This window comes from Psychrobacter sp. UBA5136 (assembly GCF_002414005.1).
Lineage (GTDB): Bacteria > Pseudomonadota > Gammaproteobacteria > Pseudomonadales > Moraxellaceae > Psychrobacter.
The window spans coordinates 50023-74525 of record NZ_DHYG01000008.1 but is presented as its reverse complement, the minus strand read 5'-3'; the positions used below and the strand labels follow the sequence as shown (position 1 = coordinate 74525).

The 24503-nt window shown below is 45.7% G+C and carries 20 protein-coding genes; 6 read left to right on the top strand and 14 right to left on the bottom strand.

The window, feature by feature from the left end; genetic code table 11:
* Positions 1-33: 33 nt before the first annotated feature.
* Entirely contained in the window at positions 34-1881 is a 1848-nt protein-coding gene (locus B4240_RS01165) for an ABC transporter ATP-binding protein (RefSeq protein WP_296236374.1), read from the bottom strand.
* 139 nt (positions 1882-2020) lie between these two features.
* Positions 2021-3262, bottom strand: coding sequence for a 2-methylaconitate cis-trans isomerase PrpF (gene prpF, locus B4240_RS01160; RefSeq protein WP_296236372.1), 1242 nt, complete (start codon positions 3260-3262; stop codon positions 2021-2023).
* A 69-nt stretch (positions 3263-3331) separates the two neighbouring features.
* Here prpF and B4240_RS01155 point away from each other — a divergent pair, with 69 nt between their 5' ends.
* Positions 3332-3502: a TA system antitoxin ParD family protein gene (locus B4240_RS01155; RefSeq protein ID WP_414707064.1), complete on the top strand. Its 171-nt coding sequence runs from the start codon at positions 3332-3334 to the stop codon at positions 3500-3502.
* A gap of 10 nt (positions 3503-3512) precedes the next feature.
* On the opposite strand, the gene B4240_RS01150 is transcribed toward B4240_RS01155, so the two are convergent.
* The 7 genes from B4240_RS01150 to B4240_RS01120 form a co-directional block, all read right to left on the bottom strand.
* Positions 3513-3773 (bottom strand): Txe/YoeB family addiction module toxin, encoded by a 261-nt coding sequence (locus B4240_RS01150; protein WP_349679077.1) that lies wholly within the window; start codon positions 3771-3773, stop codon positions 3513-3515.
* Between the two features lie 13 nt (positions 3774-3786).
* Positions 3787-4062, bottom strand: a complete 276-nt coding sequence (locus tag B4240_RS01145) for a type II toxin-antitoxin system Phd/YefM family antitoxin (protein WP_296236366.1) — start codon at positions 4060-4062, stop codon at positions 3787-3789.
* A gap of 137 nt (positions 4063-4199) precedes the next feature.
* Positions 4200-6833, bottom strand: a complete 2634-nt coding sequence (gene acnD / locus B4240_RS01140; RefSeq protein ID WP_296236405.1) for a Fe/S-dependent 2-methylisocitrate dehydratase AcnD — start codon at positions 6831-6833, stop codon at positions 4200-4202.
* Between the two features lie 238 nt (positions 6834-7071).
* Entirely contained in the window at positions 7072-8199 is a 1128-nt protein-coding gene (prpC, locus tag B4240_RS01135; RefSeq protein ID WP_296236364.1) for a bifunctional 2-methylcitrate synthase/citrate synthase, read from the bottom strand.
* 120 nt (positions 8200-8319) lie between these two features.
* A complete protein-coding gene (gene prpB / locus B4240_RS01130) occupies positions 8320-9210 on the bottom strand; it encodes a methylisocitrate lyase (protein ID WP_296236363.1) in 891 nt (296 codons plus the stop codon).
* Positions 9211-9623: 413 nt separating this feature from the next.
* Complete coding sequence (locus B4240_RS01125; protein ID WP_414707063.1) at positions 9624-10910, bottom strand: NRAMP family divalent metal transporter; 1287 nt, start codon at positions 10908-10910, stop codon at positions 9624-9626.
* Positions 10911-11234: 324 nt separating this feature from the next.
* Complete coding sequence (locus B4240_RS01120; protein ID WP_296236362.1) at positions 11235-12245, bottom strand: LysR family transcriptional regulator; 1011 nt, start codon at positions 12243-12245, stop codon at positions 11235-11237.
* A 268-nt stretch (positions 12246-12513) separates the two neighbouring features.
* Between B4240_RS01120 and B4240_RS01115 the strand changes: the two genes are divergently transcribed.
* A complete protein-coding gene (locus B4240_RS01115; protein ID WP_296236361.1) occupies positions 12514-13533 on the top strand; it encodes a hypothetical protein in 1020 nt (339 codons plus the stop codon).
* On the opposite strand, the gene B4240_RS01110 is transcribed toward B4240_RS01115, so the two are convergent.
* Positions 13530-14336 carry a PaaX family transcriptional regulator gene (locus tag B4240_RS01110; protein WP_296236360.1) on the bottom strand — a complete coding sequence of 269 codons (807 nt, stop codon included), beginning with the start codon at positions 14334-14336 and terminating at the stop codon, positions 13530-13532. The genes B4240_RS01115 and B4240_RS01110 overlap by 4 nt on opposite strands.
* An 88-nt stretch (positions 14337-14424) precedes the next feature.
* On the opposite strand from B4240_RS01110, the gene B4240_RS01105 reads away from it, so the two are divergent.
* The 4 genes from B4240_RS01105 to B4240_RS01090 all read left to right on the top strand — a co-directional run bounded on the left by B4240_RS01105 (position 14425) and on the right by B4240_RS01090 (position 19139).
* On the top strand, positions 14425-16137 hold the full coding sequence (locus B4240_RS01105; RefSeq protein ID WP_296236359.1) for an isovaleryl-CoA dehydrogenase: 1713 nt from the start codon (positions 14425-14427) through the stop codon (positions 16135-16137).
* A gap of 242 nt (positions 16138-16379) precedes the next feature.
* Positions 16380-16814 (top strand): DUF2231 domain-containing protein, encoded by a 435-nt coding sequence (locus tag B4240_RS01100; protein WP_296236358.1) that lies wholly within the window; start codon positions 16380-16382, stop codon positions 16812-16814.
* Positions 16811-18109 carry a PQQ-dependent sugar dehydrogenase gene (locus tag B4240_RS01095; protein ID WP_296236357.1) on the top strand — a complete coding sequence of 433 codons (1299 nt, stop codon included), beginning with the start codon at positions 16811-16813 and terminating at the stop codon, positions 18107-18109. The genes B4240_RS01100 and B4240_RS01095 overlap by 4 nt, the downstream gene beginning before the upstream one ends.
* 355 nt (positions 18110-18464) lie before the next feature.
* Positions 18465-19139: a hypothetical protein gene (locus B4240_RS01090; protein ID WP_296236356.1), complete on the top strand. Its 675-nt coding sequence runs from the start codon at positions 18465-18467 to the stop codon at positions 19137-19139.
* 137 nt (positions 19140-19276) lie between these two features.
* On the opposite strand, the gene B4240_RS01085 is transcribed toward B4240_RS01090, so the two are convergent.
* From B4240_RS01085 to B4240_RS01070, 4 genes are all read right to left on the bottom strand, one after another.
* Positions 19277-20020, bottom strand: coding sequence for a zinc-dependent peptidase (locus B4240_RS01085; RefSeq protein WP_296236355.1), 744 nt, complete (start codon positions 20018-20020; stop codon positions 19277-19279).
* Between the two features lie 42 nt (positions 20021-20062).
* Positions 20063-21055, bottom strand: a complete 993-nt coding sequence (gene rhuM / locus B4240_RS01080) for a RhuM family protein (RefSeq protein WP_296236354.1) — start codon at positions 21053-21055, stop codon at positions 20063-20065.
* Positions 21056-21162: 107 nt separating this feature from the next.
* Positions 21163-22188 (bottom strand): AraC family transcriptional regulator, encoded by a 1026-nt coding sequence (locus B4240_RS01075; RefSeq protein WP_296236353.1) that lies wholly within the window; start codon positions 22186-22188, stop codon positions 21163-21165.
* A gap of 195 nt (positions 22189-22383) precedes the next feature.
* Positions 22384-24465, bottom strand: coding sequence for a hydantoinase/oxoprolinase family protein (locus tag B4240_RS01070; RefSeq protein ID WP_296236352.1), 2082 nt, complete (start codon positions 24463-24465; stop codon positions 22384-22386).
* Positions 24466-24503: the final 38 nt, after the last annotated feature.

The following is a 24503-nucleotide window of genomic DNA, read 5'->3' as shown; positions in this document are numbered from 1 at the left end:
AAAACCTGAGCATTATAACGATTTCGCCCCGCATTAACTATTTAAGGTTTGACTGATTTTGTCTAAATTCAAACTATCAGACATGGCATTGAAAATCTCGTAGTACTTACCGTGATTGGCATAAAGCGCTTCGTGCGTGCCGGTCTCCATCACACGGCCATTTTCAATCACCACCAAGTCATCAGCATCGATAATTTGTGAGATATTGTGCGAGACGATAATCACCGTGCGGTCTTTTTTGATTAAATCCAAACTGTGCTTGATTTGCTGGGTGGCAATGGCATCAAGGCTGGCGGTTGGTTCATCTAAAAACACAATCGGTGGGTTTTTTAAAAACATCCGTGCCAGCGCGATACGCTGCTGCTGACCGCCAGAGAGCAGTTTGGCTTCACTCTCATAGCCATCAGGCATGCCAATAATTTGCTCATGGATAGAGGCTTGTTTGGCGGCCTCAACAATCTCTTCATAGCTCGCATCCATCGCCCCGTAACGAATGTTGTCGGCGATGGTGCCTGAGAAAATATGATTTTTTTGTAGCACCAATCCAACTTGCTCACGCAAATCATGGGTGCTGTAGTCCTCTAAATTGCGCCCATCGAGACAAATGGTGCCGCTACTTGGGTCGTAGAATTTGACCAATAAATTGATAATGGTACTTTTACCTGCACCAGAGAGCCCAACCAAAGCGGTAATACGATTGGGATAAATGTTAAAACTGACGTCATTGAGCGCCTGCTTGCCATTTGGGTAGGAGAAACTGACGTTTTTTAATTCAATATGACCTTTTAAATCGGTACATTCGATTTTACCTGCGTTTTCAATTGCTTGGTCGTCGTCCAGGATATCAAAAAACCCTTCCGCATAAGTGAGGGCATTATTAATTTGATCATAAATACGGTGCAATTCGCGAATGGGCGCGGCGACGTTTTGAAACAGTAAGATATGAAACATAATCGCGCCAATGGTCATCTGCCCTTTGAGCACAAAGTATGAGGTCAAAACAATAATCGCCACCACGCCGATTTGCTCGATAAAGGTTTTGCCCGCGTTATACATAAACGCGATACTGCGAATACGGAGCTGATTGGCGGTCATATCCTTTTGGATTTCCCAGTGTTTATCGGACTCAATCGGCTCGCGTACAAAGGATTTAATGACGGTAATAGAGTCGATAATCGAAATCACCAAGCCGCTTTTGGTTTCGCGGTATTGGCGCATTTGTTTGCGAAACCCTTGTAGACGATTGGCTTGTTTTTGACTGACAAAAAAGTAAATCGGCACAATAATAAGACCGACCATGCCAACCCAAAAGTTGGCATTAAACATAATGATTAATGACACGATGGCACTGGCAAACAGCGGCAGCATATCAATAAAGAAGTTTTGCACCAAGGTCGTGAGGCTACTAACGCCCAAATCAATACGGGTTTGCAGCTTACCGCTGGCGTTTTCATCACTGGTATAAAAGGCCATTTTATAGGCTAAAATACGGTCGACCACTTTTTGCGATAAATCACGCGATAAGTTAATGCGGATACGCTCGCCAAAGTAGCGCTGCCCAAAGGTGATGAGGACGTTCAGCACCTCTTTCACCAGTAAAATTACGCTAATGAGCGTGAGTAATTTTATACCTTCTACCCACGGGTCAGGTAAGCCGACGACATTGGTCAAAGTATCAATGGTATATTGCAGGACAAAGGCGTTGACCTGCGCGGTAAACGACCCTAATACTGTCAATATCAAGGTTAAAATAAAAAGCCCGCGATAGGGCCTGGCAAACTCGCCCAGCCTTTTTAGAATCGACCACAGCAAAACCCCCCGTTCTGTTTTTTTGCTGGGCGGTTTGATGTCTAATGGTACGCGGCGTGGCGGAGTGGGCATAATATGAATACTAAGGCGCTGTTTAATGTCAATTAAATCACTACCGTTAGCGGGCTTTATCTATCGGTAGCGATTGTCGTGTGTTCGCTCAATCGACAGTTATTATAAAGACTTTACGCCCCATACCAAAATTTACTGATTAAAAACTATCCGCTGGCACAAAAACCTCACCAACCATAATACGGCGGGCAGAGCGGCTCATCGACACTTTTTTGGCTTGCCAGCGTCCATCGACTTGCTCGGTTTTACCACCAACCAAGAGCGTTCCAGAAGGATGACCAAATCTAACTTCGCCTAATTCGCCACCACCTGCTGCCTGATTAACGAGTGTCCCTTGCGTCGTTGCTGCGGCAGCAATCGCCACCGCTGCCGTGCCCATCATCGCATGATGCAGCTGTCCCATGCTCATCGCGCGGACGACCAAGTCAATATCTGCGGCATCAACTGGTTTACCACTTGACGCGCTGTAACTTTTTGCAGGAGCAATCCAAGCAATTTTTGGAATATGCTGACTGCTTTGCGCCTCACTCACGTCTTTAAATAATCCCATCGCCACGCCGCCTTTGGCACGGATTTTCTCAAGTTTAGCTAAGGTTTCGCTATCACTGTTGATATCGCCTTGCAGTTCTATACCAGTAAAGCCCAAGTCATCGCTTTTCATAAAGATAGTTGGAATGCCCGCACTGATAAAGGTTGCTTTGACGCTATCGGTACTTAAACCACAGCCAGAGACGTCAAAATCATCGACTAAGTTGTTTGTCGGGAACATATCGCTTGATGAGTCAACAGGATCAATAAATTCAATTTTGACTTCTGCCGCTGGGAAGGTGACACCGTCTAACTCAAAATCGCCCGTTTCTTGCACTTGCACCTTGCTTTTCTCATCTAAGTAAACAGGCACATGGGCGATGATGGTTTTACCGATGTTTTCTTGCCAAATACGGACTTCACAAATACCACTCTCGCTACTTTCATCAATACTGTTAGCAATTTTATCGGCATCGACCAGACCCATATTAATGGCACAAGCACCAACAGCGGCGGTTAAATTACCACAGTTTCCCGCCCAATCAATCATAGGTTTAGCAATATTAACCTGACCAAACAGATAGTTCACATCGTGGTCTGCCTTATCAGACTTAGACAAGATGACGGTTTTTGAGGTGCTAGAGCTGCCATTTCCCAAGCCGTCGATTTGCTTACCATAAGGGTCGGGGCTACCGATAACCCGCAAGAGGAAATTATCGCGCGCCTTGCCAGCCACTTGGCAGCGCTCAGGTAAATCTGATAATTTAAAAAACACCCCTTTTGACGTGCCGCCGCGCATATAGGTGGCAGGGATGGATATTTGCGGGGCGAATTTTGGTTTCGATTGGGTCATTTTTGGGGATCCTTTATATATTCATGATTTGTTTATAGTTTTGTTGGTAATATAGAGTGATAGAGATTAATTAAAATAGAGGATGTTACGAGTTTAGAAAAGGAACAAAGTGAGAACTTGGCAAAAATCGGAAAAATTATACAAAATAACCCTGACTTGTCTTACGAGTTTGTGCGTCAGTTATTAATTGCTCAAGCAGAGGTTGCAGCTGGTAAAATTGAGCCTTTTGGGTTTGGATAAATTTAAAAAGTTAATAATGATAACGACAAGAAATAATCGTCAGATAGCTGTCATCGACGGCATACACCAAACGATTGGCATCATCAATACGCCGAGACCAAAACCCTGACAAATTTTCCTTTAAAGGTTCAGGTTTTCCAATGCCTTCAAACGGTGTGCGCATACATTCTGTAATAAGCTTATTGATGCGTTTTAATGTTTTCTTATCTTGTGATTGCCAGTATAAATAATCCTTCCATGCCTCGCTGGTCCACGCTAATTGCTTTCTCATCATATGACCTCAATTAAGCGTCTTCAATATTATCATTCGTCTCAATAAGCTTATGTACTTCGGTCTTCCCGGACTGATACTGAGCAATGGATTTTGCTAAATGTGCGGCATTGGCAGGAGACTTTAATAGATAGACGGTTTCCATCAAGCTATTATAATAATCAAGGGACATGACGACAGCATCATCCGCATCTCGGCGGGTAATAATAGTAGCATTGGCATCATCACTAACCATGTCAAAAACAGACTTTAGATGCTTTCTGGCTTCTGAAAAACTGATTACTCTCATCACAGACTCCTTTATTTGTACAATCAATTGTACATATTACGCCATTAAGGTAGAGGATTCAATGTACCGATGGTAAAAAACCGATGCCGTATAATTCATACAACATCGGCTCTTTAATTATTCAAAACTCATGATGATTACGCGATATCTAGCGTGCCATCGATAAACTCTTTGGCAAAGCGCTGCAGCATACCGCCAGCGTTATACATTTTCACTTCATCAGCAGTATCTAAACGGCAGATAACAGGCGCTTTATCGACTCTGCCGTTTCTGCGATGAATGACCAGCGTCATCTCACCACGAGCGGATACTTCGCCTTCGATATCGAATATTTCAGTACCATCGATGTTTAGGGTGTGACGATTGACCCCTTCTTTAAACTGCAAAGGTAGTGCGCCCATTCCGACCAAGTTTTGGCGGTGGATACGCTCAAAATCTTCTGCAACCACGACTTCAACCCCTGCCAAACGCACGCCTTTGGCAGCCCAGTCGCGGCTCGAGCCTTGACCATAGCCGTCGCCTGCGATAATGATTAGCGGCTGCTCGCGGTTCATATAGGTTTCAATCGCTTCCCACATGCGCATGACCTGACCTTCTGGCTCAACTCTGGCCAGTGAGCCTTGAATTACCTTACCTTCCTCATCGCGCACCATCTCATTTAAGAGTTTTGGATTGGCAAAGGTCGCACGCTGCGCGGTTAAATGGTCGCCGCGATGGGTGGCGTAAGAGTTATAGTCTTCCGTTGGTAAACCCATGGTATCAAGGTACTCGCCAGCCGCTGAATCTGGCAGGATCGCGTTGGACGGTGATAAATGGTCAGTAGTGATATTGTCACCAAGCACCGCCAGTGGACGCATACCTTTTAGCTTATTCATCGCCGCCATTTTGCCTTCCCAATACGGCGGGCGACGGATATAAGTGGTCATCTCGCGCCAATCATAAAGTGGGCTTAATGCTTTTCCCGTATCTTTTTTGGCTTCATCAAACATCGGGATATAAACAGCGTTAAATTGCTCAGGCTTGACGGCTTTGGCAACGATAGCATCGACTTCGTCATCATCAAACCAGATGTCTTTTAGGTATACGTCATTACCATCCGGGTCTTTACCCAACGAGTCTTTTTCGATATCAAAGCGAATGTTACCAGCGATAGCATAGGCAATGACTAGTGGTGGCGATGCTAAAAACGCTTGTTTGGCATACGGGTGGATACGACCATCAAAGTTACGGTTGCCTGATAGCACCGCTGTGGTAAATAGGTCGCGCTCGATGATTTCTTGCTCGATATCAGGATCTAGCGCGCCGCTCATGCCATTACAAGTGGTACAAGCAAAACCAACCACATCAAAGCCGATTTCTTGTAGCTCAGGCATCAGGCCAGCTTCTTCTAGATACATTTTCACCGTTTTTGAGCCGGGTGCTAAGGATGATTTCACCCAAGGCTTACGCAATAAGCCTTTTTTATTGGCATTACGGGCAACGAGGCCAGCTGCCACCATATTGCGAGGGTTAGAGGTATTGGTACAGCTGGTAATCGCGGCGATAATCACCGCACCCTCTGGCATGAGGCCGTCCTTTGGTTCAGGTAGTTTTTCGTCACTACCATGCGCAATGCCTTTTTCGACTAAATCTGTGGTTGAAACGCGCGCGTGCGGACGCGAAGGACCTGCCATGTTACGGACGACTTTTGATAAATCAAACTCAAGGACACGCGCGTATTCGGCATTTTCCATGCCATCAGCCCATAGGCCAGTCTGCTTAGCGTATTGCTCGACCAGTTTGATTTGCTCTTCGCTGCGACCCGTTAGGCGTAAATAGTCGATGGTTTGCTCATCGATATAGAACATTGCTGCGGTTGCGCCATATTCTGGCGTCATATTTGAGATAGACGCACGGTCACCAACGCTCAATTGGCGCGCACCGTCACCGAAAAATTCGATATAAGTAGATACCACGCCAGCATCGCGTAAGAACTCGGTCATAGCAAGGACCAAATCGGTACCAGTAATGCCTTTTTGCAATTTGCCGGTTAATTTAACCCCCACATAATCAGGCAGGCGCATATAAGACGGGTTGCCTAACATGACGCTTTCCGCTTCTAAGCCGCCAACCCCGATTGAGATAACGCCTAAAGCATCAACCATCGGCGTATGGCTATCAGTACCAACTAAGGTATCGGCAAAGGCCACTTGTTCACCGGCTTTGTTTTGTACCACTTGCACCACTGGCGACATTTTTTCTAGGTTGATTTGATGCATGATGCCGTTACCAGGCGGGACAACGTTGACGTTATCAAAGGCATACTGGCACCAGTTGATAAAGTGAAAACGGTCATCGTTACGGCGCTCTTCGATGGCACGGTTTTTTTCAAAGGCGTTTTCTTCAAAGCCTGCATGCTCAACCGCTAGCGAGTGGTCAACAATCAATTGCGTCGGCACGATAGGATTTACTTTTGACGGGTCGCCGCCTTGCTCAGCGATGGCATCACGAAGGCCTGCCAAGTCAACAAACGCCGTTTGACCTAAAATATCATGGCAAACGACGCGAGCAGGGTACCAAGGAAAATCTAAATCTTGTTTGCGCTCGATATGTTGCTTAAGCGCTGCCGTTAAGTCTTCTGGCGGGCAGCGGCGTACCAAGTTTTCACAGAGTACTTTTGAGCAAAACGGTAGTTTGTCATACGCGCCAGCTTCGATGTTTTCGATGGCTTCACGGGTATCAAAGTAATACAAGTCTGTGCCCGGTAATGGTTTTTTAAATTGTTCATTCATCGGTTGTACGAGAGCGTTGTCCATAAGTCACCTTTGGCGGTTGGCTGGTTTGAATCAGGGGAAAAAGATATAAATTCTTTTAGCAAAATCATTAAAATAAAACTCAATTTTGCGAAAAAAACTTTTGAAGAGTTAAAGGTAAGGAGTTGTAGGGTGCGCTTTACGCACAGTTTTTAGTAAAACTTAGTAAAAACAGGTGAGGACGACACACCCTACAAATTCTTTATTTCAAGACAAATTAACGCGCGCTCATCTCTGGTACTGGGCGCAGCTCTTCACCCGTATATTCCGCACTTGGGCGAATAATACGGTTGTTCGCACGCTGTTCAAACACGTGTGCCGCCCAGCCGGTTAGGCGCGAGCAAACAAAGATTGGCGTGAACAGTTTGGTTGGAATGCCCATAAAGTGATAGGCAGAGGCATGGAAGAAATCGGCGTTACAGAAGAGTTTTTTCTCGCGCCACATCACTTCTTCGCAGCGTACTGATACTGGGTATAGCACGGTATCACCGACATCTTTAGCCAGCTTTTCCGCCCAGCCTTTAATGACCACGTTACGTGGGTCAGATTCGCTATAAATAGCATGACCAAAGCCCATGATTTTGTCTTTACGCGCCAGCATCGCCATCATCTCGGACTCTGCTTGATCAGGAGAAGTAAAGCCTTCAATCATATCCATTGCGGCTTCATTCGCGCCGCCATGCAAGTGACCACGTAATGAGCCAATCGCGCCAGTGATGCAAGAATGGATATCAGATAGGGTAGAGGCACACACGCGCGCGGTAAAGGTTGAGGCGTTAAACTCATGCTCTGCATACAAGATGAGTGAAACATTCATCACTTTTTCATGGAGCTCGTTTGGTTTTTCACCTTTGAGCAAATGCAGGAAGTGACCGCCAATGGTGTCATCATCGGTTTCTGTTTCGATGCGCACGTTGTCGTGGGTAAAGCGATACCAGTAATTGATGATAGATGGGAATACCGCCAGCATACGGTCGGTTTTATCGTTCTGCTGTGAGAAGTCGGTTTCCATCTCAAGATTGCCGAGCATCGAACAGCCAGTACGCAGTACATCCATCGGATGCGCGTCCGCTGGGATACGCTCAAGCACGTCTTTTAATGCTTGCGGTAGACCGCGCATTTTTTTGAGTTTGGCTTGATAAGCATCAAGCTCGCTTTGGGTTGGCAAGTTGCCGTACAGTAGCAAATAAGCCACTTCTTCAAAGACGCATTTATCGGCCAATTCTGACACATCATAACCGCGATAGGTCAGACCTGAGCCTGATTTACCGACCGTCGATAGTGCTGTCTTGCCAGCGACCTGACCACGTAGACCTGCACCGGAAAGTTCTTTCTGTGCTGCCATGTTAAATTCCTTTTGTTGGTAGCCTTTTTTTTGGTTTAAAAAATAAAGGATGTGAAAACGTTGAAAAGCAAAATCAAAACCAAATAATGCGGATGATTTTGCTTGTGGCTGACGTAACGCTTATTTATTATCAGCAAACAATTTATCGAGGGTTTGCTCAAACTCATGGTAGTTTAAGAAGTCATAAAGCTCCATACGCGTTTGCATGGTGTCGACGACTTGTTCTTGCGTACCATCATCAAGCAGATGCTGATACACGTTTAAAGCTGCTTTATTCATCGCGCGAAACGCTGATAATGGATAAAGCACCATATCAACCCCAACCGCATATAATTGTTCGGTGGTATAAAGGTCGGTTTGACCAAACTCCGTCATATTGGCGAGGACTGGAATATCAAGGACGTCGGTAAACTTGCGATACATCTTGATATCGGTCAATGCTTCGGCAAAAATCATATCGGCGCCGGCTTCTTGAAAAGCAACGGCGCGCTCGACAGCGGCATCAAGCCCTTCAACAGATAGAGCATCAGTACGCGCCATAACTACAAAGTCAGAGTCAGTTTTGGCATCAAGCGCCGCTCTTAGGCGATCAACCATCTCTGAGATGCTAACGATTTCTTTATTTGGGCGATGGCCACAGCGTTTTTGTGCCACTTGGTCTTCGATATGCACGGCTGCCACGCCTGCCTTTTCCATCTTTTTAATGGTTTGGGCGATATTAAAAGCACCGCCAAAGCCTGTGTCAACATCGACCAGTAACGGTGTATCAACCGCATCGGTAATACGGCGTGCATCTTCAAGCACGTTATCAAGGCTGGTCATTCCCAGATCAGGCAAACCAAACGAGGCATTGGCAACGCCCGCACCAGAGAGGTATAGCGCTTGATGCCCAACTTGGGTTGCCATCATCGCCGTATAAGCGTTAATCGCGCCAGCAATCTGGAGCGGTTGGTTATTATCATTTTTTTGTTTCAATGCACTGCGAAAGCGAGCGCCAGCGGATAGGGTCATATCGTCGTCCTTACGTGGAGGAATAATCTTATTGAATGAGAAGGAATAAAATTGTTGTGCTTGATTATACTCAATTATTCAGGGCTGCAAAGCGTTGTCATAACAGGAATTATTAAAAATAATTTAATGTATTGTTAACTATACTAAAACCATTCATTTATGACATAGTAATATCCATTTATTAAACATTTAACAAAATCATTATTCAGATTGCTAAAATCATAAATTTCTTATTGTTATGAAATTTACATTTAGTTACAAATAGCCTTGTTTTTGGTATTGAGCACTTTTAACTACAATAAGTGATTTCGCAGTAAAAAGCCCTCATAGCTGGGCTAAAAGGGCTTTTCTTGCTTTTACCATAAAGAGCTAAGAGCTTTTATCATAGAGAGCTATGACTGGTGGAAACGTTTTTAGCCAATAAAGCCTGCAAGGTTCGCTAAGAACAAGAGCGCAAAACCTGCTAAGAATATCAGTCCTGCAATCGACAAAGCATTCATACCAGCAGACAGTTTTTTATGATTTTTAACCAATGAATAGTTAAGCCAACCAAAGATAGGCGCCGAGACAAATGCCGATATCATGGCAAACTTAAGCATTGAGCCCAGCTGGCCAGTAAAGAAGGTGATAATCACCAAGCCGCCACCAATTGCATAGGTGGTCCAAAAGGCGATTTGTTTTTTATTAATATCGCTTTGACCTTTAATCAACCGCCAGCATTCGGCATTGGCACGCCCATAACCATCAGCACAGGTAATGGTGGTGCCAAACATGCACATAAAGGCGACGAAAGCGACCAGTAGCCGTGACCATTCACCGATGGTGCTGGTATACATATTAATCAGCTGATTGATGTAAGCGGCACCGGCAATCTCAATTTCTTGCCCTGAACCATACTGTACGAACACGCCCAATGCTAAGAAAAATAGCGCTAAGATAGCCGAAACGGCATAGCCGACATTAAAGTCCAATAGTCCTTGACGGTGGGTGGTGTGGTCGGTTTTTCTTTTTGCTGACGTCCACATCGAGGTAATCGCCGCAAACTCAAGCGGCGCGGGCATCCAGCCCATGAGCGCCACGATAAAGCCGAGGGTTGCAAGATTCCAAGGAGACGCTGCGACAAAATCTGTCGCCATGACCGTCGGCTTGCCAGCAGCAATCACCACGGCGGCGACCGTTGCGGTGGTCAGGGCAATCATAATCCACTTGGTGACGCCATCGAGCAGCTTATAGTGACCTGCAATCAAAAAGAACCACGATACGGCGACGATAATCATAGACAAGCTCATGGTTGAGAGCTCAAGAGAAGCAGGCAGCATAAAGCCTAAGATGACCGCCGCAATTAAGGATACCGCGCCAGTACTAATTACCGCTGATAGGATAGATAGGATAAAGTAAATCCAAAGATAGGCTTTTGAGCGTTTGGCATAGCCTGCGATTAAGCTCTCGCCGGTGTCATACACATAATCGGTGCCGAAGCGAAAAAATGGATATTTAAAGACGTTGGCTAAAATAATCATAATCGCCAACTGCCAGCCGTACAAAGCGCCCGCCTGTGTCGATGAAATCAGATGCGAGCCACCGATAGCAGCGGTCGCCATTAAAATACCGGGACCAAAGGCCCGCCAGCTAAATCCTTCTTGCTGCAGGGCAACGGTATCGTCGGTAGCGCTTGGGTTATTGAGTCGTTGTGTGGTCATGAATACCTCGAAATGGTTGGAACGGCAAATCATCACTTACCTGTGTCAGTTTGCCAGTGATCATGAGAGAAAGGTTTTATATCATTTTTCCAGTGCTGAATATCAGTGCTGGTTATGGAAATATAAAACGATTCATCTTGTATCGACTTTAGCATACTGCTGCTATTCAGGAGAATGATTATTCTCATTATTATTACTTTTTGTTTGCACCGCCATTCTCGATAGTTAGCATAATCAGCTATGAATATCAAGAGCTAGCTCTGAGTTTTTTTGCCGTTTCTTTATAACACAATATGCCGCCGATATCTGCCAATTTCACGCTGATTAACGCTGTGAGGTAAAACTCTGCTGCCGATAGGTAATACCGCGGCGTTCGTATACCTCATAAATCGCGCTTAGTAAATCGGGGATTTTTGGGTGCACGAAGTCTTTGAGGGTATGGAGGTAGATAGGAGAGGTGGCATTTTCGTGCAGCAGGCGACGATAGACGATCTGCTCGGTACGCACCGTTTTTAGGCTGGCAGGCACCAAAGTAATGCCTTCACCAGCGGCAACCAAGCCGAGCGCCACCTGTAAATCACTCACCGTGGTGGTCATAAATGGCGAGATGCCATATTGGGCGAACAGATGCAGCAAAGGCTCGGTCACAGGTGCAAGAGATGGCTGCTTATTAGATGATGCCTTGTTTCGGTCGCCTTTATTAGTGGTAGCATTAATAGCAGCCGCAGTCGTTGCTATAGGCAGATGCGTCTGATGGTATAAAATTAAGCGATTGTTCGCCAAATCAATCAAGCGCTGTTCATCGCTATCAGCAAGCGGATGCGCTTTAGGTAGCGCCACCATATAGCGCTCGTGGCGCAATAGTATTTGCTGAATCCATGGGTCTTGATGGGCAAAGCGCCCAAAACCAATGTCAATCTCACCGCTTTTTAGGGCGTCAATTTGCTGATAGGAGCTGATGTCCTTGAGATTGACTTCGATATCAGGATTGGACTGCTTGAGCTTAGCGATAACCTCAGGCAATAACCCGTACAGCACCGATGGCACAAAGCCAATGTTTAATCCGCTACTTGGCATAGATAAGCGCTGGGTCATGCTAGTGACGGTATCAATCTCTGTCAATATCGTGCTGATTTTATCGTAAAAAAACGCGCCCGCTTCGGTCAGATGTAGCGGCCTATGATAACGGTCGATTAATTCTACGCCCATGTCGGTCTCAAGCTGCTTTAGCAAACGGCTAAGGGTTGGCTGTGACAATCCAGTCTTGCTAGCAGCTGCGCTAAAGCTTTTGACATCAGCGATAGCAATAAAAGCGTTGAGTTGTTTTAAATCCATGTTTTAAACCCATATTGTGATGCCCATCTGTTTATGACGCTTATTTAATCAGATATTTTAGCTGTTTTATACAATATAGCGACCCGCGTAAAATTATACTTGAAGAGGAAGAGACGACCTACTATATTGTGTGGCAACGATAGTGTTACAATTTAGCAAACAATTGATGTAAATTAGCCACACAAATACAGCGTGCAAATACGCCATTTTTACCTTAATTCTAGCAATCATCTAATTTTGGTGGCATTAACTGTTCTGGTATCACTTCATGAGCGACAAAAAAAGTAAGAAAAGTGCAGATTTAGAGGCAAATTTGGCCAGAATCGCTAATGCTAAGCCGCGAAGGCGCGCGCGTAAAGATAATATTTATGAGCGCTTTATCACGCGCGTTGAAAATGTGGATAGCACTGATAATGAAGGTCTTCGCGAACAAACTAATGGCATTAGTGGCGAGAGCAAGCTCGCTCCGCTAAAAAATGCTGATAAACTGTCCTCATATGAGCCGCTGAGCGTAGCAGAGCTAGCGTTGTTTGCCACTCAACAAGGTGAGAGGCAGCAAGAGGCTGGTCTACAGGGAGACAGTAGTGTCGGTAGCAGAAGCACGGGGGTTAATTTAGATTTTGCTGATGAAGATAAGTGGCTAGGTGTAAGTAGTGCAGACGCGCCTAATGACGCTGTCGTAAGAGAGGAAGTCCCTTTAAGTCATGAGGCTAATGATAACTCTGAAAGCCCTGATATTGTCGGTGATAGTAACGATTTAGTCATACAAAGCCCAATTCAACCCGCTCCATTAAAAGAAGGTAATCTATTAAAAGAGAGTGCGCCGGCAAGTAGCAAAAAAGCGCTCATTGTAGGGATGATTGTTGGCTCATCATTGATTGCTGCCGTGGTCGTCACGCTTATCTTTACCGGTGTTTTGTCAACGTCAACCCCAGCGCCTACAACCAATCCGAACAGTGAGAAGACAAATACAGCAAATAGGGCGTCTGCTACTAATGCTAGACAAGAAAATTCAAACGCTCAGCAAAGCGCTACTGATATCAGCAATCAAGCGAGCAAAGAGGCTCAAACCAGCGTACCAAGCAACGTTAATACTGATAATAAGGGCGCTACTAATAAAGATGCTATTAAAGATACTACTGACAAAAGCAAAGTTGCTAATGCAAAAGGCACAAATGGACAACCCACAGCGGTAATGACTAATGAAGCGGAGGCTGAGCCCGCCATTACTTACGAAGACTTTAGGCAAGAATCACAAAGTACACTATACCGTGAGACCAATGATTAAGTTTCATCGATCTTTGCAAGATTTGCATCAAAAAACGCCAACCAAAGCCGACGGCCTTCATCGTTAAAGCGCCGTACTGTATTGAAATATTGTTGCCGTGCAGCTTCATCTACTAAAGGTGCAGGTAATAATGGATCAAATATCACACTGCGAATGCCAGCATCTCCTAGCATAAATACCTCGCGTAGCGCCACATCTGCACTTAAACCTTCTTTATGCTCTAACCAATGATTTAATTGATAAGACATCTCTTCATAATGTTTGGCTAGTTGCATATCTGACCAAAGCAATAAAGCCTTTTTTTGTCGCTTATCGTCAAAGTCACAAGCCTTAAAGACGATGGCTTCTTCTCCCAATCCTAAATTTAATAGACGCTTACGAACGCCATCGATACCACCTTGTAGGTTATTTGGGCGAATATAGAGCCCTTTGTCTAGCTCGCGAAACCCTAATAACGATAAAGCGCGGTCACGAGCACGGAGTATCTTGCGATCGCTGCGTGGTAAGCCGCTCGTTGCTACCGTTATCCATGAACCGTCCGATTTTATGGTTTTTCTATCGAATGTATGCCACAAAGCCACATCATCGCCTAGTTTTCGAGCTTTGGGACCTAATCGGTAAGTAGCAGGTGCGATTGCCTCAGCAAGCTCTGTTTGGGTTAACCGAGCCATGGTGACGCGAATGCTGTTTTCTGTCATACCAAATACTGAGCCTGCCAAAATAGCTTCACTAACATTAAGGGTATGGTTATCCGCTACCGTCAATAAACGTAAGAGGAGTAAACGAGGACTGGGTTTTTTCATATTACATTCCTTGACGAAATAAACAGTAAGATGTAATACTAACTGTTGTGAAACTTTTTATAAGCCGAAATCAAGGAAGATAGCAGTTATGGCCCTGACAAATCAATTTAATACGCATGAAGTCAACAATCAACCTTTTGCGCTCGCGAACTATAACGCTTGGCTGACGGATACTGCGCTTATGGAGGCGGTGGCGCGTGAGGGAGCAGGGTGGGCAAAAGAGCATTTACGTGAATTTGGCGCTCGTACGGGCGGTGATATGATGGCTAGTGGGTTTTTAGCCAATGAAAATCGGCCTAAATTACGCGCGTTTGACAGCTATGGTCGCCGCTTAGATGAGGTGGAGTTTCATCCAGCTTATCATGAGCTGATGACGGCTGGCGTGAAATACGGGATGAATAATTTTGCTTGGCGCAATGAGGACCGCGAAGGCGCTCATGTAGCGCGGGCCGCTGTCATGTATTTAGGCTCGCAGCCTGAGGCAGGTTTTGGGTGCCCAATGTCTATGAGTTACGCGGCGATTCCTGCTTTACGCCATTCGCCAAAGCTTGCGGAGAAATGGCTGCCCAAATTGTTATCGCAACAATATGACCCACGCAGCTTGCCCATGGAAGAAAAATTGGGTTGTACCATGGGTATGGGCATGACTGAAAAGCAAGGTGGCTCAGATTTACGCCGCAATACCACGCGAGCAACACGGCAAGAAGACGGTACTTATGAGATTATTGGTCATAAGTGGTTTTTCTCAGCGCCGATGTGTGATGCTCATTTGGTGTTAGCGCAGTCTGAGAATGGGCTAAGCTGCTTTTTGGTGCCACGTTTTCGTCCCGATGGTACAAAAAATGCCGTTCGTATTCAGCGTCTCAAAGACAAGCTTGGCGACTGGTCAAATGCCTCATCGGAAGTCGAGTTTCATGGCGCTTTTGGCGAATTGGTCGGCGTCGAAGGCCGCGGTATCGCAACCATTATCGAGATGGTGGCACTGACTCGGCTGGACTGCATGATTGGATCTGCCGCACAAATGCGCCAAGCGATTGTACAGGCCATTCATCACACCAGCCAGCGCGAAGCCTTTGGTAAATTATTGATTGACCAGCCGATTATGCGTAATGTACTTGCTGACTTAGCACTAGAGTCGGAGGCGGCTTTGGCGCTTACTATGCGCATTGCGCGCGCGGTAGGTATGATAAAAAATGACCCGCATGAAGCCGCCCTTGCGCGCATTGCGACCGCTATTGGTAAATATTGGATATGCAAACGCACGCCCGTTCTTATCAATGAAGCACAGGAATGTTTGGGAGGAAATGGCTATGTTGAAGAAAATATCATGCCGCGTCTCTATCGCCAAGCGCCGCTAAACTCCATCTGGGAGGGTAGTGGTAATGTGCAATGTTTGGACGTGCTGCGCGCCTTAAAAAGAGAGCCCGAAACCCGTAACGCGCTATTTACCGAGTTACAAAAAGCCGCTGGCAAGAACCCACATTATGATGCCGAGCTTAGCCTATTAGCAGTACGCTTTGATGACATTGAAACCTTAGAATTTCGCAGTCGCTACGTAATTGAGCGCTTAGCATTAATGCTGCAGGCCTCAATTTTATTGTTAAGCGACAATACGGAGATTGCAGACGCATTTTGTCGCTCACGGCTTACAGGCGAGCATGGCCTTGCTTTTGGAACATTGAGCCCTGATGCGCCAGTTGATCTGCTGATTAAACGCGCTGCCGGAGCAACGAGGTCGGTGCAAAACTCACAACAACCTTTAGCATCAACAGACACTTATAGCCAAATTGTCATTAGCTAAAGACTAGAAAGATTTGAGCGGATAATTATTGAGGACGATAGCAAGTGCTCATCCAAGAGCTAATAACCGACTGATTTTCAGGAAATAACTCGAAAAAAGGTTGAAGAGCCCTCTTGGCTTTGGTATGTTTTAAGCAACGCTTTTACTTCTTTGTGGGTTATAAATTCTATAAAGCGTAGTTCGGGCCGGTAAAATCTGTACGGACGATCGAATCCTCATTTGCCAGCAATAAGGAAATTGCTATGATCAGTGCTGTTGCCCGACGCTCCGGCACCGCCCTGTACCCCCTGCATCCGCTACATGCGTTTGTTCTGTCCGGGATGGTGCCCCTTTTTATCGGAGTTTTACTCAGTGATTACGCTTACTGGTCCAGCTATGTGCTGCAATGGAAAAACTTCGCCTCCTGGCTGCTGATAGGTGCGCTGGTATTCAATGGATTCGCCTTGCTGGGCTCGATTGTATCTCTGATTCGCGGGCATGAGCGAATGGGTAAACCACTGATCTATTTTTTGTTGCTATTAGCGACCTTCGTGCTGGGCGTCATCAACTCGTTCATTCATGCAAAGGACGCGTGGGCCAGTATGCCGACCGGACTTGTCCTATCCGTAATCACTGTCATCTTAGCTTGCGCTGCAACCTGGATTGGCCTCGCTAGCTGGCGTAGTGGATGTGCATGATGAAGCCGATTAAAATTTTGTCTGCCACTATAATCGCTGTGCTGTTGAGCGCATGCAGCGAAAGCAAAGTAGATGACTCCGCACAGCTTGGACCAGATCCAGAGCTGCCTGAAGTTCAACGCGGCTTGTTACCAACACTGAAGATCGCTGATCCCGCAGGCTGGGGAGATCGCAGGCCTATAGTGCCATCAGGCTATGAAATCAAAGCCATTGCCACTGACCTGCAGATTCCACGGCAGACGCTGGTCTTGCCGAATGGTGACATTCTGGTGGCCGAGGGGCGGGGCGGTAACGCCTCCAAGCAACGTCCCAAAGACTTTATTGCTGGTTATTTCAAATCTAAAGGCACTACCTCGGTCAAAAGCGGCAATCGTCTGACCCTGCTGCGAGATAGCGATAATGATGGCACTTATGAGAGACGCACTGTGTTCGCCAAAAATTTGAACGCACCTTACGGACTTGCGTTAATCAACGACCAGCTGTACGTCGCCAATCAAGATGCGGTAGTGCAGTTCGATTATCAGCCCGGCCAAACCGAAGCTAGCGGGCCGCCACGCCAACTTACCGTCCTGCCCAGCGAGATCAATCATCACTGGACCAAGTCGATGACTGCCAGCCCTGATGGGCGCTTGCTGTACGTTGGTATCGGCTCAAACAGCAACATTACGGAAAATGGCCTCAATGTTGAGGAGAATCGCGCTAGGATATGGGAGATCGACGCTAAGAGTGGGGCTCACAGGGCTTATGCAACCGGTTTGCGTAATCCAACGGCACTGGATATTCTGCCAGGCACTGATCAGTTATGGGCAGTAGTGAACGAGCGTGACGAGCTGGGTTCGCGACTGGTACCTGATTATCTGACCTCAGTTCGGGACGGCGCGTTCTACGGCTGGCCATACAGTTATTGGGGTCAACATGTTGATTCTCGCGTCAGGCCGCAGCAGCCCGATATGGTAGCCGCCGCGATTGCTCCGGATTACAGCCTTGGTTCGCACAAAGCTCCTTTGGGCCTGTCATTCTCAACGGCAACCATGGGTGGCAAGTTCTCAGAAGGCGCATTTATCGGCGAGCATGGCAGTTGGAACCGTTCAGATCCGGCGGGTTACAAGGTCGGGTTTGTGCCATTTCATAACGGCAAGCCAGCCGGGGACCCGGTTGACTTTGTTACTGGATTCCAAAGCGAAGATGGCAAAACCTTTGGTCGTCCGGTGGGTGTAACCGTTGATCCAAAAGGTGCACTTATTGTCGCCGATGACCTTTCTAACACCATCTGGCGGGTAACCCCAACTCGTTAAGCAACAGGTAGAATGCCTCCTGCGCGGTTTAATTTAATCCGTGCAGGAACACCGAGGCTAGCAGCATAATAATAAACAATATCAAAAGAGACTAACATACACGGTAATACTAAATAGTGCTTATTTAACATAATATACATTATGCGAAAACAAACCAACGGTTAAAAGGTGTGTGCGCTCAACCAATTATTACAATGCATCCCCATGAACTTTGCTAAATTAATATGACTTTGGGAATTTAAAACTTCTCTCAAAAATTATCCTAACGCTGGTGATCATCATTTATACAAGCTCAGTTTTTCTCAAATTGGTTTTGCTAACGTTCAGTCAAGATTTATACGATAAGGATATTTTTATGCCACCGTCATCTCGTCTTAATATTTTTCAATCTGGTATTTATAAGTTAACGACTGCTGCGTGCTTTGCTTCCATACTTGTCGCGACTGGCTGCTCATCTTCTGCTGAGTCCAGTGTCAACTTATCAAATCCACAAAATGGAAATACCGCAGCGCCTGTCGTCTCAGATATGAGCCAGCAAACGCTCAGACAGCAAGCATTGCGTATCCAGCGCGCGCTAGCGAATAACGACTTTGCTCGCATCATCAATGATATCCATCCAACCCGTGGCGTGCGTTTTTCAATGTATGCTTATGTGCGCCCTGAGAGCGATAAAGTTTTTAGCCGCGAGCAATTTGCCCAGTACCTAAAACAGCCCAAAATCCGCTTTACTTGGGGCGAACTTGACGGCTCTGGTAAGCCGCTAGTGATTCCGCTCCCAGAATACTTGGAAACTTGGGTCGATGGCGATACCTATAACAATGCCAGTATCAGCGTCAATGAATTTAAGCACAGCGGCAATATGATCAATAATTTAAAAGAAATTTATCCCAATTCCGAGTTCGTTGAGTTTTATTATAAAGGTTCAGAAGAATATGCAGGTATGGACTGGCGCATCATGCGTTTGGTGTTTGATGAATACCAAGGAAAACGCTATTTGGTCGCTATTGTAAACGAGCAATGGACGGTTTAACAAAAAGTAAACTTTTGATTTTAAAAGTATTTTTTTTAAAATTGACGGTGCATTTATATGATGGACTGCCCTTTTTATTTGTTTGCATTACGTTATATTCATTATTCGCTATAAAACCTTAATGTTTACGTTTTCGTTTAAAGTGGCGTTTGCCGAAAAAACTTCACCATTATGTCGTAAATATCAGGATAAGCATCAATAAGCTTTTGCGGTGTTTCAAAAAACACTTCGCTTAATACCGCAAAAAATTCCGCAGGATTGGTTGCGCCATAGCGATCGAGTCCCGACTTACGATGGGTTTGAAAATCCTCAAAATCTCGCGTCATAATTTCAGTCCAGCGTGCAGGATCCATATCCGCTTGCAGCGGCGGAAAGCCATTGGCGCGGCCATTTAACATATCAAGCTTATGCACAAACTCATGAATGACCACATTGTGACCATCGCGCTCACCTGAGTGTTTGGCATCCTTCCACGACAGAATGACGGGACCACGCAGCCACGCTTCTCCACTGCGGTGTTGACTGCCTTCATGGACGATACCCATCTCATCGACGGTGGTACTGTCGCTTTTGTAGGAGCCAGGATAAATAATAATAGATGACCAGCCAGCGTACCATTCAAGGCTTAGGTTTAAAATCGGCAGGCAAGCTTGTAAGGCGATGGATTGCTTGACCGCATCGGTAATCTCAAAACCCTGGGCGCCAGTAATCGACTTATCCGCCAAAAACAACGTCGCTAGATTAAACAAACGGTTTAACTCGTCCTCATCGAGCCTATCAAGTATGACAATACGCTTAGCCGCATGCAGCCAGTCAGTATGGGTAAATTCGCTATTATCCAAAATACGCTGCTCACGCCATTCTTTTATGATGCCAAACATACTCAATTTCCTTTAATTCTCGTCGTTAGGCTGCGTTTTTTATCAAGCTTCTAACGACAGCATATTCATAATCAATTTAATCAAGGTTTCTTTTTGATTGGGGTCAGACTCAGCGACCAGCAAGGTTAAGGCGGCAAGCCCAGTGTTATTGATGACCATATCACCTTTATCATTTAGCAAGCGATTATTACGGTGTAAAAAGTCTACAAACAAAAAAGCGCCGCTGCGTTTATTACCATCGGTAAAAGGATGATTTTTGACCATAAAATACAGCAGATGCGCCGCTTTACTCTCGATAGTCGGATACGCAGGCTCGCCAAAGACAGTTTGCGCCAAATTGCCCAGCACACTGTCCAAACCATCGCCGCGCGGTTTGGCAAATAGCTCAGTCGCCTCGCCTCTATCTATCAGCTGTGCTTTTAAGTTAGTGAGCGCTACCATCGCCTCGGTCGGACTGGGTAAGATACCGCCCTCTTGCCCAGCTGGATTATCAAGCAAGCCTTCATCATAGCGCTGTAACCATAGAAATGTCTGCGTATAACGGCTGATAATCTCAACCAAGCCGCGTCCTTCATCGGTTTTAAGATCGGGGCTTTGCGCGGTTTTTTTGATTAAGTTTAATGCTTGTTGGAGCTCGCTTGAGTTTTTATCAAAGCGCTCTTGATTGAGTGTATAGCCTTGAACCAAGTATTCACGTAGGCGCTGGGTTGCCCAGCGTCTAAATTGCACACCTTGGGGAGATTTGATGCGATACCCCACTGAGATAACCACATCTAAGTCATAAAATGTCACGGGGCGGTCAGAATTTGCAATATGCATTTTTTGCATATTGCTTTTTTCAGCGATTTCCTCCTCTTTTATGGCATTGGCAATGTGACGCGAAATCACTGATTGGTCACGACCAAACAGCTCGGACATTTGTGCTTGCGTAAGCCAGACAGTCTCTTGCTTGAAGCGAACGTCTACCTGTGCCTTTCCATCAGCGCTTTCATATATCTCTACTTTTGCCACATCATCATTCATAACGTTAAGCATCTCAGCTCTCTCCCCAATCCTAATCCCAATATAAATGCTTGCGCTGTGGTTATTATTCTTAATAGGCAAATCATACAGCGACTGCATGACAGAGTACATAACAGTGACTATTCTATATTTGTGTTTGTGTCTAAGCTTGGCGTATCTCGCGGCGTATAACCGAAATGCTGCTTATAAATGCGTGAAAAATAACTTTGATCGCTATAACCAACTCTATGCGCCACTTCATCGATGGTTACGTAGCTTTTGGTCTTTAAAATATCATTGGCTTTCTTTAAACGCAGTTCCTTTACCCATTCTGAAAAACTATATGGCAAGTCGGCAAACAGTTTATGCAGGTATCGGGTAGAAATATGACAAGCAGTAGCAACCAGCGCTGGCGTTAAAGCAGGGTTTTCGAGATGCAAATAAACGTAATGCTCGATACGTTTTAAATGCACAGATTGGATAGACGAGCTGGTACTCATCATCACTTCTTTTGGTGCGCTCAATGTCAATACAATAAGATTAAGCAGCTGCTGCTCTAGAATTTTAACCTCTAAATCTGCCAATTGATGGTGCTCAATGAGCTCTAATATTTGCCTGATTTGAAAAACAAGCAACCTACCCGCTCCCTCATCAATGGTCAGACTGCGAGCAAACTGGCGCTCTATCGTACCCATTTGCGGGGTTAATAGCGCTAAAGGCACCTTAATTACATATAACGATGCTACCTGCAAATGATAAAACTCATAAGGCAGGTGTGATAGCTCGATAAAGAACTGACCCGCACTTGAGGTTAACTGGCGATTTTTTTGTATAAAATGAACGCTGCCCGTCACAGGAAAAGTGATTAAAATACTATCATTACTGTTCTTGTTGCTGTCAGCATCTTTAATACCGTCACTACACTGATTGCTTACTAAGCTGCGTTTGTAATGCACGGTGTTGGCATAATAGTGGGACACCCCGATATCCAAGAGCTTAGCGTGTTGCAAATAACCAGAGAACTGGCTTGGTTGGCGAAAGCTTACATTGAGATCAAAATAGGTGTCATTGATGGTGCGCTTCCAATCAAACGCGTCTAACGTTTGAGGAGCGCTTAGAAGTGGTCCTGAAGGTAACCATAAGGAAGGTGTTAATTTTGCATTCATCCTTGAATACTCGTAAAAGTTATTCTCCTTTATATCATACCTGTAGGGCAACTGGGTTTCTAAACTGATTTACTAAATAAGAGGTCTAAATATCACACCTACAATAAGTTTTAAAACAAAAATCAGGCATTAAACTGGGTTTAGTGCCTGACTGAAAGTTTATAAAGCCATTTTAATTAGATAAAAAATACCATTCTAAGCCGCTTTGGTCAGCTTATAAGTACCCGTTTCATGCAGCTCTGCTTGCCAGCCTTTTTTAATCACAATCGTGGTGGTTGGTTCTTGAATAAGCGCCGGCCCTGCAATAAATGCCCCTGCCCCAAACGCCTCACCATTATAAATAGGCGTATCAATCCATTCATAGTCTTGATCCATAATCATCGCACGGCTGCCTACTTTAGCCTGACTGATATCGCCTTGTTGCTGAGCAAGTTCTGGCAGCTTGGGTTTACTGATCCTCCCGATAACAGCCACTTCGATATTGACCAGCTCCACCTTATTATCGCGCTCATCATAAGTGTAAAGCTCTTTATGACGATGGTGGAAGGCCTCTAAAATCGTTTGTACGCTATCGGCATCAAGCTTGCCATTTGGTACCAGTACATTACATTCGTGCACCTGCCCGACGTAGCGCATCTCCATGGTACGCTCGATGATAATATCGTCTTCTGCAAAGCCATCTTCAAGCAGCTTTTGTACCCCCAAGCTTTCGAGCTCGTGTAAGGTGGCATTGAGCGACTGTAGCTCTGAATCTGGCGCAATAATCATCATTTGCGTGGCCAGATAGTTATATTTAATATCAGAGATGATTTGACCAAAGGCGCACAGACAAGAAGCAATTTTCGGTATCAAGATAGTACCAATACCCATCTCTTCTGCCAAATCAACAATATGCATACCACCTGCGCCGCCAGCACAGATAAGGGCAAAGTCGCGTGGATCATAGCCTTTTTCAATGGTAATACGGCGAATGCCGTTTGCCATATTTTGGTTGACGATGGCGCTGATACCAAAGGCGGCATGCGCTATGTCAATTTTTAAGGGATCGGCAATGTATTTTTGTACCGCTTCTTGGGCTTTGTCTTTGTTCAAGGTCACGCAGCCACCAAGCACGGCATTTGGCTCAAGGTAGCCTAAGACCAGATTGGCATCCGTTACTGTCGGCAGCTCACCGCCTTTACCGTAAGACGCTGGGCCTGGGGTCGCGCCAGCACTTTGTGGGCCTACCTCTAACATACCAAAATTATTCACATGACCAATCGAGCCGCCGCCTGCGCCCAATGTTTCGACGTGAATCATCGGCACGCCAATACGATTGCGCAAAAAATCAATATCACGGTTTAAGATGGTTCGACCAGATTTGGCCATGGTGATATCAAAAGACGTCCCGCCCATATCGACGGTGATAATATTATCAATATCAAAGGCGCTGGCAATGTATAAACCCGCTTGCGGCGCTGATGCCGGCCCTGAATTAATGGCATTAACTGCTCGTTCGCGCATGATATTGCCAACAGCAAGCCCGCCATTTGACTGAAAATAACGCACGGGCTGCTCAGCGCCAAGCGCCTTAAAGTAATCATCAATTTTATGCACATAAGAGGCCATGACAGGGCTTAAATAAGCATTAACCAACGTCGTTGAGGTGCGTGTATATTCCTTAATCTGCGGATAGACTTCGCTACCGCAGCAGACAAACACCCCCGGCATATGCTGCTCGATCAGCTCTTTGGCGCGCTGTTCGTGCTGAACATTGCGGATAGACCACACAAAAGAGATGGCAACTGCTTGCACGTTTTGCTTTTTTAATACTTTAATCGCATCAAGGATATCTTGCTCATTTAGCGGTTCGTGTTCGGTGCCGTCCGCTAAGATACGGCCACCGATGGGAAAGCGGCGGTCACGTGTGGCAATCTGCGGCGCTGGCGGGTAACTGGCATCGTAGCGATGCCCTTCTTCTTTGTGCCCTAAGCGTATCTCGATACTGTCTTCATGGCCTTTGGTGCATAACAAGCCCACTTTTACGCCTGTCATCTGAATCAGTGCGTTTAGCGCGACTGTCGTACCATTAATACACAAGTCGCAGGCTTGAATAATGTCCTCAATAGGGCGGTTAAATTTGTTGGCAATTTGCTGGAGACCATTAGCAATGGCTAAGGTGCCATCCTCTGGGGTCGATGGTGCTTTAAACAGATGAATGTCACCAGTTTTTTCTGCCAAGACAAAATCTGTAAAAGTCCCGCCAGCATCAACGCCAATACGAAAATCGTTGTTCATAAGTCATCCTTAACTCAATCATGAAAATTCAATGTGTT

Coding starts and splice junctions, on each gene's coding strand:
- B4240_RS01095 (WP_296236357.1), top strand. CDS start 16,811: ATGATGAAGCCGATTAAAATTTTGTCTGCCACTATAATCGCTGTGCTG.
- B4240_RS01075 (WP_296236353.1), bottom strand. CDS start 22,188: ATGAATGCAAAATTAACACCTTCCTTATGGTTACCTTCAGGACCACTT.
- acnD (WP_296236405.1), bottom strand. CDS start 6,833: ATGAATGAACAATTTAAAAAACCATTACCGGGCACAGACTTGTATTAC.
- B4240_RS01105 (WP_296236359.1), top strand. CDS start 14,425: ATGGCCCTGACAAATCAATTTAATACGCATGAAGTCAACAATCAACCT.
- B4240_RS01100 (WP_296236358.1), top strand. CDS start 16,380: ATGATCAGTGCTGTTGCCCGACGCTCCGGCACCGCCCTGTACCCCCTG.
- B4240_RS01085 (WP_296236355.1), bottom strand. CDS start 20,020: ATGTTTGGCATCATAAAAGAATGGCGTGAGCAGCGTATTTTGGATAAT.
- B4240_RS01115 (WP_296236361.1), top strand. CDS start 12,514: ATGAGCGACAAAAAAAGTAAGAAAAGTGCAGATTTAGAGGCAAATTTG.
- prpF (WP_296236372.1), bottom strand. CDS start 3,262: ATGACCCAATCGAAACCAAAATTCGCCCCGCAAATATCCATCCCTGCC.
- B4240_RS01150 (WP_349679077.1), bottom strand. CDS start 3,773: ATGAGAAAGCAATTAGCGTGGACCAGCGAGGCATGGAAGGATTATTTA.
- prpB (WP_296236363.1), bottom strand. CDS start 9,210: ATGACCCTATCCGCTGGCGCTCGCTTTCGCAGTGCATTGAAACAAAAA.
- prpC (WP_296236364.1), bottom strand. CDS start 8,199: ATGGCAGCACAGAAAGAACTTTCCGGTGCAGGTCTACGTGGTCAGGTC.
- B4240_RS01110 (WP_296236360.1), bottom strand. CDS start 14,336: ATGAAAAAACCCAGTCCTCGTTTACTCCTCTTACGTTTATTGACGGTA.
- B4240_RS01070 (WP_296236352.1), bottom strand. CDS start 24,465: ATGAACAACGATTTTCGTATTGGCGTTGATGCTGGCGGGACTTTTACA.
- B4240_RS01125 (WP_414707063.1), bottom strand. CDS start 10,910: ATGACCACACAACGACTCAATAACCCAAGCGCTACCGACGATACCGTT.
- B4240_RS01165 (WP_296236374.1), bottom strand. CDS start 1,881: ATGCCCACTCCGCCACGCCGCGTACCATTAGACATCAAACCGCCCAGC.
- B4240_RS01090 (WP_296236356.1), top strand. CDS start 18,465: ATGCCACCGTCATCTCGTCTTAATATTTTTCAATCTGGTATTTATAAG.
- B4240_RS01145 (WP_296236366.1), bottom strand. CDS start 4,062: ATGAGAGTAATCAGTTTTTCAGAAGCCAGAAAGCATCTAAAGTCTGTT.
- B4240_RS01120 (WP_296236362.1), bottom strand. CDS start 12,245: ATGGATTTAAAACAACTCAACGCTTTTATTGCTATCGCTGATGTCAAA.
- rhuM (WP_296236354.1), bottom strand. CDS start 21,055: ATGCTTAACGTTATGAATGATGATGTGGCAAAAGTAGAGATATATGAA.